The sequence below is a fragment of the Tropicimonas omnivorans genome, from assembly GCF_031846565.1.
Classification (GTDB): domain Bacteria; phylum Pseudomonadota; class Alphaproteobacteria; order Rhodobacterales; family Rhodobacteraceae; genus Tropicimonas_B; species Tropicimonas_B omnivorans.
The window spans coordinates 750476-763653 of record NZ_JAVRHL010000002.1 but is presented as its reverse complement, the minus strand read 5'-3'; the positions used below and the strand labels follow the sequence as shown (position 1 = coordinate 763653).

Sequence of the window (13178 nt, the reverse complement as noted above, 5' to 3'; positions counted from 1 at the left end):
CCGCGGCGGGACATGAAAGATCCCGCGCGCACCCCGTGAACGGAGGACCGCGCGGGCGCCGGGACCTACCCGATCAGAGCCAATCGCCCTTGACGGTCTGGCGATAGATCTGGCGCAGCCAGCTGTCGCCCTGCGCCTCGGCCTTCAGCCCGCGCTGGACAAGCAGACGGTAGCTGTCCTCGTACCACTCGGTCGAACGGAAGTTGTAGGCGAGGATCGCGCCGGCGGTCTGCGCCTCATTCTCGAGCCCGAGCGAGAGATACGCCTCCACGAGACGGTGCAACGCCTCCGGGGTATGCGTGGTCGTCTGGAATTCCTCGACGACGACGCGGAAGCGGCTTATCGCGCTCGTGAAGTGATCGCGGCGCAGGTAGTAGCGACCGACCTCCATCTCCTTCGCCGCGAGATGGTCGAAGGCAAGGTCGAACTTCAGGATCGCGGAGCGGGCATATTCGCTGTCTGGATACACCTCGATCACGGTGCGGAGCGATTGCAGCGCCTGGAAGGTCAGGCCCTGGTCGCGGCCGACCTCGTCGATCTGGTCGTAATAGGACAGCGCGAGGAGATACTGCGCGTAGGCAGCATCCTCCTCCGCCGGGTAAAACTGGATGTAGCGCTGCGCGGCGCCGCGGGAATTCTCGTAATCCCGGTCCAGGTGATGGGAGTAGGCCTGCATGATCAGCGCACGGCGCGCCCACTGGGAATACGGATAGAGACGCTCGACCTCCGCGAAGAGCTCCGCTGCGTCCTCGTACTCCTTGTCCTGCAGATCCGCCTCGCCGCGCTGGTAGATCTCCTCGGGGCCGAAGTTCTCGAGCGGCACCTGACGGCTCGAGAAGACGCCGCGCTCCTGCCCGCAGGCGCCGAGCGCCGCGACAAGGGCAATCACGGATGCGAGCCGAGTCGCGCGCGTTCCGATACTCATGAGCGCCGCTCCGTCATCTGGTCCGTCTCCCGGAAACATCGCTTGATCGCGCACCGGCCCTGGCTCGGCCCGATCGGCGCCCGCACCGTCTAGCACAGAAGATTTGGGGAGCAAAAGCCATAGCCCGGCATTTCGGGATCGCAGCTGCGCGAGGCGCGAGGCGTTCAGGCAACGGCCCTGAGATCGGAGGCGCGCACCCCTGCCCCGGGCAACTTGCGCAGCGTCACGGCATCGCAGGTCACGATGTCCACCGCGCCCGGCACCGAGAAGAGCCGCCGGAGGAGCTGGTTCGTCAGCGTGTGGCCCGCACGGACGCCCTCGTAGGCGCCGAGGATCGGCGCGCCGGCGAGCGCGAGATCCCCGAGCGCATCGAGCATCTTGTGGCGGACCGGCTCGTCCCTGTGCCGCAGACCGCCGGGGGACAGGATCCGCTCGCCATCGACCACGACGGCGTTGAAATATGTCCCGCCAAGCGCCTGACCGCGGGCTCGCATCGCCTCGACATCGGCGGCGCGGCAGAACGTGCGGCTGTCGCAGAGCTCGCGCAGGAACGCGCCGTTGGCCATGTCGAGCCGGCGGGATTGCGCGCCGATGGCGCGATCCGGGAAATCGATGTCGAACGAGATATGGAGATGATCGGCGGGCGCCAGCCTCGCGCGGGCGGCGCCGGAGCGCACTTCGACCGGCCGCAGGATCCGCAGCGCCTTGAGCGGTGCATCCAGATCCACCAGGCCCACATCGAGGATCGCCTCGGCAAACGGCGCAGCGCTGCCGTCGAGGATCGGAATTTCGGGTCCGGAGACTTCCACGATGGCGTTGTGCACACCGCAGCCGGACAGGGCCGCCATGACGTGCTCCACGGTGGAGATCGAGGTGCCGAACTCGTTCACGAGCCGAGTGCAGAGCGGCGTCGGCTCGACGAGATCCCAGCGTGCGGGAATGTCGGCCAGCGTGGGCAGGACATCGACGCGACGAAACCGGACGCCGGTTCCGGCCTCGGCCGGGCGAAGGATCACGCGAACGGGCGCGCCCGAGTGAAGGCCGACGCCGTCGAGCGTCACGTTTGCATGAAGTGTCGTCTGCATCGCAGCCTCGCACGCCAGTGTCCGGAACGGCTTTTGCTCAAGTGGCGCACGTTGCGGCGCCGCCGTTCTCTCGATGAGGTCATGCCTTTGCGGCACACCCGGCCCGAACCCACTTCGGGCAGTGCAAGTGACGTAAAAGGGGGGAGGCCAGTCGACAACTCAAAGATTGTGACCGTTTGTAACACCCGCCAAAAGGGATCGGCGATACTTCGCGAGGCATCGGGTCGCAGGTGCTATCGCTTTGGTCGCCATACGAAAAAGGGGCCGCCCCAAGGCGACCCCTTTCATCGTTAACGTGTACGTGACCCTCAGTTGGCCTGGCGACGCAGGAACGCGGGGATCTCGATCTTCTCCTGCTCGGTGGACGCTTCGTCCTCCTCGTAGGCCTGCTCGAACTGCTGACGCTCCATCGGCGGCTGCTGGCGCGCGGTCGCGGCGGTTCCGCGGTCCTGCGGCATGCCGCCCTCGTGACCATGGCCGGACATGCGGCCGATCAGGTTGCCGATGCCGAAGCGCTGGCGGTCGCCGGCGGCCTGTTGCGGCTGATCGGACGCCTGCTGCGGCTGCGGACGACGGGCCTGGACCTGCGGCTGCGGACGGGGCGTCGTGCCCTGCGCGGCGCGGGGAGCGGCCTTGTTCACCGCAGCCTGAAGCCGGGCGATTGCCTCCGGGGAGGGCTGACCGCGGCTGCCGCCCTTGGGCGCGACGAAGGCCTCGCCCGGAACGTCGGCATTGCCGCGAGGCGCTTCGCGGCGGGGCGCCGGCTCCGGAGCGCGGGCCGCCGGCCTGTAGGCCGGAGCGGGCAGACCGTCATCGCCGTTCTCGTCTTCGCCGATCCCCTCGAAGAGGGAGGGGCCGCCGGCGTCTTCGTCGTCATAGGACTGCTCGGGTGCGGGCGCCGGCGCGGGACGCGGGGCGGCGCGGAAGGCCGGGGCCTCCTCGCGGACGGCACGGACCGGAGCGGGGCGCGGCGCTTCCTCGTAGTAGTGGTCCTGCTCCTGGACCTCCTCGTACTCCGGCTCGGCAACCTGCTGGGGCTGCTGGAGCGGCGCGGCGAGGGAGCGGCGCGGAACGGGGATGTCGCTCTTGACCACCGCATCGATGCCGGTGGCGACGACGGAGACGCGCATCTTGCCCTGCATCTCGGGGTCGAGGGTGGAGCCGATGATGATGTTGGCTTCCTCGTCCACCAGCTCGCGGATCACGTTGGCGGCCTCGTCCAGTTCGAAGAGGGTCAGATCCTCGCCGCCGGTGATGTTGATGAGGACGCCCTTGGCGCCGGCCATGCTGATCTCGTCGAGCAGCGGGTTGTTGATGGCGCGTTCGGCGGCCTGCTTGGCGCGCTCGTCGCCCTCGGCCTCGCCGGTGCCCATCATCGCCTTGCCCATCTCGTCCATCACGGCGCGGACGTCGGCGAAGTCGAGGTTGATGAGACCCGGACGGACCATGAGGTCGGTCACGCCTTTCACGCCCTGGTAGAGCACGTCGTCCGCAAGCGCGAACGCTTCGGTGAAGGTCGTGTTCTCGTTGGCCAGACGGAAGAGGTTCTGGTTGGGAATGATGATCAGCGTGTCGACGACCTTCTGAAGGCGCTCGACGCCCTCTTCGGCCTGCCGCATCCGCTTGCCGCCTTCGAACATGAAGGGCTTGGTCACGACGCCCACCGTCAGGACACCGAGCTCGCGGGCGGCCTGAGCGATGATCGGCGCGGCGCCGGTTCCGGTGCCGCCGCCCATGCCGGCCGTGATGAAGCACATGTGCGCGCCGGCGAGATGGTCGACGATCTCCTCGATCGTCTCCTCGGCGGCAAGGGCGCCCACCGACGGCCGCGCACCGGCGCCGAGACCCTCGGTCGCCTTCACACCCATCTGGATGCGGGCCGCGGCCTGGCTCTGGGACAGCGCCTGGGCATCGGTATTCGCGGTCACGAACTCCACGCCCTGCAGGTTCTTCTCGATCATGTTGTTGACAGCGTTGCCGCCCGCACCGCCGACGCCGAAGACCGTGATACGCGGCTTCAGTTCGTCGGATCTGTCATGCATGCTGAGGTTGAGTGTCATGTCCGCTCCGCCTGTTTTCCGGACCCTGCCCGCCCCGGCATTCAGGCCCTGTTCTCGTTGCCTTTTGGTCTTCGCGACCCGAAGGATCTCTGCCCCCGTCTCCCCGTCAGCCCGGGGCCAGGTGTGGCCGAAAGGGCATTGTCCAGTGGATTAAGAGAATCTTACGCGGTCACGATCCCGGCGTCACCCGAAAAACGCAGCAGCACTGCAGAATATGGTGTGGGCGGCAAGTGTTCGCCGCCCGTGAAGGTAGGTCCACGCAAGATCCTGCGGTCACCAGTTGTCGCGGAACCATCGAACCGCGCGCTTCAGCGATCGGGCCGGGTAGCGATCGGATGGAATTTCGAAGTCCCACCACTCGTCCTGCGGATGCGCGGCGAAGAGCGCGAGCCCGACGGAGCTGGCGAAGGCCGGACCCGTCGCCGCCTGCGGCAGACCCTGGACACGCAGCGGACGGCCGAGCCGGACCTGTTGCCCCAGGATGCGGGATGCGAGCCCGTCGAGACCGGGGATCTGGCTGCCGCCCCCGGTGAGGACGATCTGTTGCGCCGGCAGGTGGTCGAAACCGGCGGCGTCCAGCCTTGCGCGGACCTCCTCGAGGATCTCCTCGACCCGCGGCCTCATGATGCCGATGAGCTCGGCGCGGCTGACCGTGCGCCGGTCATGCTCCCAGTCGCCGGTATCGCCGCCGATCTCGATCATCTCCCGATCGTCCATCCCGGTGGCGACGACGCCGCCGTAGAACGTCTTGATGCGCTCCGCGGTGGAGAGCGGGATCTGAAGGCCCTTGGAGATATCCACCGTGACGTGGTCCCCGCCGATGCGCACCGCGTCCGAGTAGATCATGTGCTTCTTGATGAAGACGGAGAGGCCCGTCGTCCCGCCGCCGAGGTCGATGCAGGCCGAGCCCAGCTCCTGCTCGTCCTCGACCAGCGCCGAAATGCCGGCGGCATAGGCCGAGGAGGCGAGGCCCGCGAGTTCGAGATCGCAGCGCTTGATGCAGTAGAGCAGGTTCTGGATCGGCTGCGTGTCCACTGTGAGCAGGTGCATGTCCGCCGACAGCGAATTGCCCATCTGGCCGCGCGGATCCCCGAGACCGGAGCGATGGTCGATCGAGAAGTTGACCGGCTGTGCGTGCAGAACCTCGCGGTTGTTCCCGAAATCGGGAACGTCGCAGGCCGCCAGCACCCGCGCGACATCGCCGCCCTCGACCACGCTGTCGTCGAGATCGATGCGGCCCTCGAGACCGTAGGAGCGCGGATGGGCGCCGGAGAAGCAGGCGATGACGTGATCGACCCTCATGCCCGCCATCTTCTGCGCCGCCTGGACGGCCGTGCGGATCGCCCGCTCGGTCTCGTTCATCGTATCGATCTCGCCGAAGGCCACGCCGCGGGAGCGCGTGGTCGCAGCCCCGATCACCCGGAACCCCGCCTGCCCTGCAAGAGACCCGATCCCGTCACTCTCGCGGAAGCGCGTCTCGCCGTCGAAGCGCAGCACGAGGCAGGCGATCTTGAACGTACCGACATCCAGGATCGCGATGACGCCGCGATCGAGCGCCTGCTGCCGCATGCGCCGCATCATTCGCTGAGACTGGTAGAGGTCGGTCATTCGCTCACCTTCTGGATGGACCCGGCCATGATGGCCCGGAGCTGGTCGATCGACGCCGCCGCGACCCTCAGGGTCGGACGCGCTGGATCGCGCAGGTCGACACGGGTCACGGCCCGCTCGAGAATCTTGTGCGCCTCGTCGAGAGCGATCAGGCGCTCGAGCACCTGCGCCGGTTGCGTCTCCGGCAGCATGATGCGCTGGCCGCGGTCGAGCACGACGTCCCAGCGCCGCTCGCCCATCCGCACCAGCCCGCGGAAGCGCTCCTGAAGCGGCTGCGCGGCCGCCACGAGGTTCATCGCCTCGGTCACGGCGTCGTTCGCCCCGTCCCCTGCAATGAGCGGCAGTGCCGGCCAGTCGCCCCGCTCCTCGATGCCGGCGATGCGCACGCCCTCGGAGTCGAGGAGCGACAACCCTTTGCGGGAGCGCCAGACCATGGCCGGCTCACGCTCGGACACCTCGATCTGCAGGACGCCGCCCGGACGAACCCTGAGCTGCGCCTCGCGCACCGCCGACAGGGCCTCGATATCGGCGCGCATCCGGTCGAGATCGAGATCGAAGGAGGACAGCGGCAGGTCCGCACGCGTCGCCTCCCGCACCGCCTGCGTCAGCTCCGGCGAAGCGCCGTCCACCGCCAGCATCTCGACCATGAACTCGGGGCGCTGCTGTACCCAGTCCCGTGTGGTGACCACGTAGGACTCAACCTCGGCGCGCCGCGTCTCGTCCGAGAAGTACCAGCTCGCGGCCATGGCGCAGGCCGCCATCGGCAATCCGATCCGCACCAGGCGGCGCAGGCCGGGCCGCAGCCAGAGACGCTCCATCTTGTAGGCAAGTCGTGACGGCGCCGGATCGCGGCGTTCCTCGTCGGTTGCATGCGCGCCGAAGAGGCCCCGCAACCCGCGCCGTCCGGCCTGGCGCCGGGGCGCACGGGCGGTCTCCGCGGCAGCCGGCTCAAGCGACACGGCCCCCGGACCGGCCCAGCCGGGTCCGCTATGCTCGGGCTCGGCCCAGTCCGGCTCGTTCCAGACCTCTGAGTTGTCATCGAGGGGCTCAAGCAGGGCGTCCTCGTCGGGCGCCTCCACCCAGATGTCGTCCTCCTCGGGCTCCGGCCCGCGGAACGGTGCCCAGTCAGGCCCGGACCAGCCCGTTTCGGGCACGTCGCCGGCGCCCGGGGACGGCGTCCGGCTCCCTGAGCCGCGAAAACCGGGGTCGCTCCTCATCTGTCGCACGAGGCGTCCTCCACGAGCCAGCGGCAGAGTGCGCCGAAGGGGATGCCGGCATGGGCCGCCTGCTCGGGGGTCAGCGATGTCGGGGTCATGCCGGGCTGCGTGTTCGTCTCCAGAAGCACCAGCCCCTCGAGCCCGAGCGCCTCGTTCCAGCGGAAGTCGGTGCGGGAGATGCCGCGGCAGCCGAGCGCCAGATGCGCGGCCTCGGCGAAATGGCGGCAGGCCTCCTCGATCTCGCGGGGGATCTCTGCGGGAACCACGTGGCGGGACCCGCCGGGGACGTATTTCGCCTCGTAATCGTACCACCCCTCGGTGACGATGTCGGTCACCCCGAGCGCGCTGCCGTTCAGGACCGTCACGGTCAGCTCGCGGCCCGGCACGAAGGCCTCGACCATCATCACCGCGGGGGAGGCGGCGCCGAGCGCTGGCCCGTTGCTCCCGTCCCGAACGATGTAGACGCCGACCGAGGATCCCTCGTTGTACGGCTTCACCACGTAGGGGACCGGCAGGACGTGGCCCGCCATGATCTCGTCACGCGTCGCAAGGCGGCTCTCCACGACGGGAAGCCCGGCCGCGCGATAAGTGTCCTTTGTGCGCTCCTTGTCCATCGCGAGGGACGAGGTGAGAACGCCGGAATGAGTGTAGGGGAGGCGCATCCATTCGAGCAGGCCCTGGATGCAGCCGTCCTCGCCCCAGCGCCCGTGGAGTGCATTGAAGACGACGTCCGGTGCATGCTCCTCGAGCCGGGCGCAGATATCCGCGCCGGCATCGATCTCGACCACCTCGAATTGTTCGCCCCTGAGCGCGGCGGCGCATTCACGCCCCGAGGAGAGCGAGACTTCGCGCTCCGCCGAGAGTCCTCCCTTGAGGACCGCCACTATGGGGGATGCCCTGCCCGACAAACCGCCCGCCTCGTGTTCACGGGCCTTATCGCGTGGCCCTTGTTGTCTCTTGAAAACCGGGGCCGCGCCTGTATCGGCCCCGCACTGTCCTCGTTACCGGCCGTCCTGCGGCATTGGATGCCGCCTATTGTCAGGCCCCGGGTTCTCCGACCCGCATGATTTCCCACTCTAATGTTATTGCGCTGGAATCGTAAACCTTTTTCCGCACATCTTCGCCCAGACCTTCGAGATCGGCCGCCGTTGCGTCCCCCTCGTTCAGCAGGAAGTTGCAATGCTTCTCGCTCATTACCGCACCGCCGCGGCGCGCACCGCGCATCCCGGCCTCGTCGATCACCTTCCAGGCCTTCAGATCGTGGACGTCGTCGGCCCGCCCGGTGGAGGAAAACCCGGCCGGATTGCGGAACGTGGAGCCGGCCGAGCGCGCCTTGACCGGCTGGGACGCATCCCGCGCCGCGACCTGCTCCGCCATCCGCGCTTCGAGCGCATCCGCCTCGCCGCGGGGCGCCCGGAACGTCGCGGAGACGATCACGGCGCCGTCCGGCAGCTCGCTCGAGCGGTAGGCGAAGTTCAGCGCCTCGGCGGCCAGCGTCTGCCGCGTGCCGTCCCTAAGGACCAGCTCGACGCTCTCCAGCCGATCCGCGGTGTAGGTGCCGTAGCAGCCGGCGTTCATCCGCACGGCGCCGCCGATCGCGCCGGGGATGGTGCGAAGATAGGTGAGGTCCAGCCCCGCCGCGGCCGCCTTGCGCGCAACATGGGCGTCGAGCGCCGCCGCTCCGGCGACGACGCGATCCCCGTCCACCTCGACCCCGTTGAAGCCGCGTCCGAGGCGGATGACCACGCCGCGGATCCCGCCATCGCGGACGATCAGGTTCGAGCCGACACCCATGGTGAAGACGGATACGTCACCCGGCAGGGCCGACAGGAAGGCAGACAGATCCTCGACATCGGCGGGCCGGAAGAACCAGTCCGCCGGGCCGCCCACGCGAAGCCATGTCAGATCGGCCATCGTCCGGCGCTCCTCGAGCTGGCCGCGTATCTCGGGCATCTGCATCTCGGACCTCTTCATCTTTCTTCAAGTACCCCCGCCGGAGGCACGCCGCCCGTGAGGGCGGCGGAAACGGGCGCTCACTCGCCCCCGGCCCCCGCATCGCCCTTGTGGCCGGCGACCCGGCTCGCCGTCCAGCGGCCGGCGAAATAGAGCGGCCAGCGCAAGACGGAGATCCCGGCAAGCAGGAAGAGGAGGCCGAAGAGCGGCCCCGTCTCGAGCGTGATCCATCCCAGAAGCGGGATGCCGGTGGCGACCAGGATGAGTGCGGCCGGCCAGTGCCTGCGGCGCGAGGGCAGCATTCCGGCGACCTGGCTCGCCAGCATCCAGAGGAAACCGGCAAGGAGGGCGGCGCCGGCCACCGGGCCTAGCCCGCGGCCTGCGCGGCCGCGTCGCGGCAGAGACGATCCGGCAGATTGTTCGCCCAGGTCGAGATCGTGCCCGCCCCGAGACAGACGACGATGTCGCCCGGACCCGCCTGCTCCCGCACCAGCCGCTCGAGATCATCCTCGGAGACGATGGCGCGGGCATGGCGATGGCCGTGCCGGATCAGCCCCTGCACCAGCGCATCGCGGTCGGCGCCCTCGATCGGATCCTCGCCCGCGCCGTAGACCTCGGCGATGGCAACGACGTCGGCTTCGTTGAAGCAGTGGCAGAAGTCATCGAAAAGCGAATGCAGGCGCGAGTAGCGATGCGGCTGGTGCACCGCGATGACGCGGCCTTCGCTGGCCTGACGCGCGGCCTTGAGGACGGCCGAGATTTCCACCGGGTGATGGCCGTAATCGTCGATCACCGTCACGCCGTTCACCTCGCCGACGCGGGTGAAGCGCCGGTTGACGCCGCCGAAGCTGGCCAGCGCGCTGCGGATCTCCTCGGTCTTCATGCCCAGATGCCGGGCCACGGCAACTGCGGCGAGCGCGTTGGAGACGTTGTGATCCCCCGGCATCGGCAGGGTGCAGCCCTCGATCACCTTCTCCTCGGAGCGCAGCGCGATGTCGAAACAGGCGACGCCCTTGCGATAGGTCAGGTTCACCGCCCGGACATCCGCCTGGGCATTGAAGCCGAAGGTGACGACCTTGCGATCCGTCACCCGCCCGACCAGCGCCTGGACCTCGGGATGGTCCGTGCAGCAGACGGCGAGGCCGTAGAACGGTATGTTGGAGACGAAATCGGTGAACCCCCGGCGGAGGTTCTCGATCGTGCCCCAGTGCTCCATGTGCTCGGGGTCGATATTGGTCACGACCGCGATGGTCGCCGGCAGCCGGTTGAACGTGCCGTCGCTCTCGTCGGCCTCGACCACCATCCACTCGCCCTGCCCCGCCCGTGCGTTGGAGCCGTAGGCATGGATGATCCCGCCGTTGATGACGGTCGGATCGATCCCGCCGGCGTCGAGAAGCGTGGCGACCATGGTGGTCGTCGTGGTCTTGCCGTGGGTGCCGGCAATGGCGACGTTGGACTTCAGCCGCATCAGTTCGGCCAGCATCTCCGCACGGCGAACCACCGGCAGCCCCCTCAGCCGCGCCTCGTCGAGCTCGGCATTGCCGGACTTGATGGCCGACGAGATCACGACGACCTCCGCACCCTCGAGGTTGTCCGCCGACTGCCCGATGAAGACGCGGGCGCCGAGCGCCTCGAGCCGCTCGGTGATCGGGCTCGCCTTCAGATCGGAGCCCTGCACCCGGTAGCCGTGGGTCAACAGGACCTCGGCGATGCCGGACATCCCGATCCCGCCGATCCCCACAAAGTGGATCGGTCCGACATCGGTCGGCAGCTTCGTCGCGGGGCTCATGAGCAGGCTTCCGTCCATTTATTCAGTGTCCTTTCCGTCCCTGAGCAGAGGTTGCATCCCCTGTCAATTCGAGCACCAGCTCGACCAGCCGGTCGGTGGCGTCCGGTCGTCCCTGCGACAGCGCCGCACGGGACATCCCGAGCGCCGCGGCCGGGTTCGACAGCACGCCGGAGATCTGCTCCGACAGGGCTTCGACCTCGAACAGGCGCTCCGGCATCACGATGGCGCCGCCGGCATCGGCGAGGCCGCGGGCATTGGCGCTCTGCTCGTCGCGGATCGCGGCGGCGAGCGGCACGAGGATCGAGGGGCGCCCGATCACCGAGATGTCCGCGACCGAGGAGGCGCCGGCGCGGGAGATCACGAGCTGCGCCTCCGTCATCCGGCGCGGCAGGTCGTCGAAGAAGGGCTCGACCTCGGCATCGATCGCGTGCTCGGCGTAATACGTGGCGACCCGTTCGATATCCTCGCCGCGCGCCTGGTGGGCGACGCGGATGTTGCGCACCGTCTCCAGCGGCAGCGCGGCGATGGCCGGCGGCACCACGTCGGACAGGATCTTCGCGCCCTGCGATCCGCCGATGACGAGCACCGACATCGGGTAGTCGCCGGGCGGAATGTAGGCCGCCTCGGCCCTCTCCAGGACACGCGCGCGCACCGGGTTGCCCGTATGGACGCCCTCGACGTTCTCCGGCAGCTCCGTCGGCCACGTCCCGCACGCGACCGCGTTCACGCGCTTCGCGAAGATCTGGTTCACCCGGCCGAGAACCCCGTTCTGCTCGTGGATCATGCGCGGCAGCCGCAACGCCGTCGCCGCCGCCATGGCAGGGATCGCTGGGTATCCGCCGAAGCCCACCACGATCGCGGGGCGATCGCGCATCATCCGGGTCATGGCGCTCAGCGTTCCGGCGGCCACGCGCGGGCCGACCGTCGCCTTGCCGAGCAGTCCGCCGCGGGAGGGGGTCGCCGAGGAGACGCGCTGGATCTCGACCTCGGGCGGAAAGCCCCCGGTATAGCGTGCGCCGCGCGCATCGGTGGAGAGCGAGACCCGCCAGCCGCGCGCCAGCATCGCCTCTGCCAGCGCCTGAGCAGGGAACATGTGGCCGCCGGTTCCGCCGGCGGCGATGACGATCAGGGGTGCCGCACCCATCTCAACGGCCCCGCCGCAGCAGGATGTCGCCGATCTCGCCCTGCGGCCGAGCCCGGGTCATCGCAAGCAGCATGCCGACGAGAAGACCGCCCGCGATCAGGGAGGAGCCGCCGTAGCTGACGAAGGGCAAGGTCATCCCCTTCGCCGGCAGGAGCCGGACCGCGACGCCCATGTTGATCATCGCCTGCACGCCGAAGATGCAGGCAAGCCCGGCACCGGCGAGGCGTGTGAAGGGATCGCGCTCCTTCATCAGCCGCATCAGCGAGCGCACCACGATGACGGTGTAGAGCAGGATGATGAAGCTCACGAGGACCACGCCGTACTCCTCCGCCGCGACTGCGATGATGAAGTCGGTATGCGCGTCCGGCAGCGACCACTTGACCTGCCCCTCGCCGACGCCGACGCCGAAGAAGCCGCCCTCCTGGATGGCGTTGGTGGCATAGCCGAGCTGGGTACGCGGATCGATCTCGGGGGACAGGAAGCCGTCGATCCTGCGGGCGAAGTGTTCGGAGGAAGAATAGGCCCCGATCCCGAACAGGACCGCGCAGCCCGCCAGTCCCATGAGCAGCAGGATCGGCGCGCCGGCGATGAAGTACATCACGCCCCAGGCGAAGACGATCAGCGCCGACTGGCCGAAATCGGGCTGCAGCACGAGCAGGGCGACGACGAGGATCGTCACGCACAGCGACAACGTCTTGCCCGGAGGCCCGCCCGGCTCCTGCCCCGCGGACAGCATCCAGGCGCAGACGACGACGAAGGCGGGCTTGAGGAACTCGGACGGCTGCACCGAGGCGAAGCCGAAGGAAAACCAGCGCGTGGCACCCTTGCCGAAATCGGTGCCGAAAACCGGCAGCAGGAGAAGAGAGACGAGGGTGATCAGGAAGCCCACCACCGCCCAGCGGCGCACCGCATCCGGCGTCATCATCGACACGACCAGCATGACGGCCATCGCGACGCCGCCGAAGAAGATCTGCCGCTCGACGTAGTAGAACGGGTCGAGCCCGTTGCGCTCCGCCAGCGGCGGAGAGGCCGCGAGGCCCAGAAGCAACCCCACCCCGAAGAGGAGGAAGATGCAGGACATGGTCCATTTGTCGATCGTGCGCCACCAACGCGGCAATACTGCATCGCCCGTGCGCATCGGCACGGCGCCATAGACCATTTCCGTCATGGATTACTGCCCAACTGCTCTGCCTGTCCGGTTATCCGGATCTCGTGAGAGTGACAGTAGCGCAGCACCCACTAGGATTCTAGGAAAATGCGCGCCGGGATCGATTGCTTTTCCCGGAGCGTTCAATCGGGCGGCGGGGAGGTGCCCTGTTGTGACCGGGACGAGGGCCGGCCGGGCCGCGCCGGAACGTGGGCTCGGCCCGGGGGAGATCTCCGGGAGACAGTCGTGA

At 68.5% G+C, this 13178-nt stretch carries 11 protein-coding genes; all 11 read right to left on the bottom strand.

The window, feature by feature from the left end:
• Window positions 1-73: 73 nt before the first annotated feature.
• Complete coding sequence (locus tag RM543_RS09005; protein ID WP_311690741.1) at window positions 74-925, bottom strand: outer membrane protein assembly factor BamD; 852 nt, start codon at window positions 923-925, stop codon at window positions 74-76.
• 164 nt (window positions 926-1089) lie between these two features.
• The gene (gene lpxC, locus RM543_RS09000) at window positions 1090-2010 is read right to left on the bottom strand and encodes a UDP-3-O-acyl-N-acetylglucosamine deacetylase (RefSeq protein ID WP_311690739.1); all 921 of its coding nucleotides are present in this window, start codon (window positions 2008-2010) and stop codon (window positions 1090-1092) included.
• A 308-nt stretch (window positions 2011-2318) separates the two neighbouring features.
• A complete protein-coding gene (gene ftsZ / locus RM543_RS08995) occupies window positions 2319-4070 on the bottom strand; it encodes a cell division protein FtsZ (protein ID WP_311690737.1) in 1752 nt (583 codons plus the stop codon).
• A 273-nt stretch (window positions 4071-4343) separates the two neighbouring features.
• Window positions 4344-5678, bottom strand: a complete 1335-nt coding sequence (gene ftsA, locus RM543_RS08990) for a cell division protein FtsA (RefSeq protein ID WP_311690735.1) — start codon at window positions 5676-5678, stop codon at window positions 4344-4346.
• A complete protein-coding gene (locus RM543_RS08985) occupies window positions 5675-6895 on the bottom strand; it encodes a cell division protein FtsQ/DivIB (RefSeq protein ID WP_311691354.1) in 1221 nt (406 codons plus the stop codon). Before RM543_RS08985 ends, ftsA begins: the two co-directional genes overlap by 4 nt.
• Window positions 6892-7779, bottom strand: a complete 888-nt coding sequence (locus tag RM543_RS08980) for a D-alanine--D-alanine ligase (RefSeq protein WP_311690733.1) — start codon at window positions 7777-7779, stop codon at window positions 6892-6894. Before RM543_RS08980 ends, RM543_RS08985 begins: the two co-directional genes overlap by 4 nt.
• Before the next feature lie 154 nt (window positions 7780-7933).
• Window positions 7934-8869: a UDP-N-acetylmuramate dehydrogenase gene (murB, locus tag RM543_RS08975; protein ID WP_311690731.1), complete on the bottom strand. Its 936-nt coding sequence runs from the start codon at window positions 8867-8869 to the stop codon at window positions 7934-7936.
• Between the two features lie 59 nt (window positions 8870-8928).
• A complete protein-coding gene (locus tag RM543_RS08970) occupies window positions 8929-9210 on the bottom strand; it encodes a DUF2484 family protein (RefSeq protein WP_311690729.1) in 282 nt (93 codons plus the stop codon).
• Window positions 9211-9215: 5 nt separating this feature from the next.
• Window positions 9216-10637: a UDP-N-acetylmuramate--L-alanine ligase gene (murC, locus tag RM543_RS08965; RefSeq protein WP_311691352.1), complete on the bottom strand. Its 1422-nt coding sequence runs from the start codon at window positions 10635-10637 to the stop codon at window positions 9216-9218.
• A 22-nt stretch (window positions 10638-10659) separates the two neighbouring features.
• Entirely contained in the window at window positions 10660-11781 is a 1122-nt protein-coding gene (locus tag RM543_RS08960) for a UDP-N-acetylglucosamine--N-acetylmuramyl-(pentapeptide) pyrophosphoryl-undecaprenol N-acetylglucosamine transferase (RefSeq protein ID WP_311690727.1), read from the bottom strand.
• A 1-nt stretch (window position 11782) separates the two neighbouring features.
• Window positions 11783-12949 carry a putative lipid II flippase FtsW gene (gene ftsW / locus RM543_RS08955; RefSeq protein WP_311690725.1) on the bottom strand — a complete coding sequence of 389 codons (1167 nt, stop codon included), beginning with the start codon at window positions 12947-12949 and terminating at the stop codon, window positions 11783-11785.
• Window positions 12950-13178: the final 229 nt, after the last annotated feature.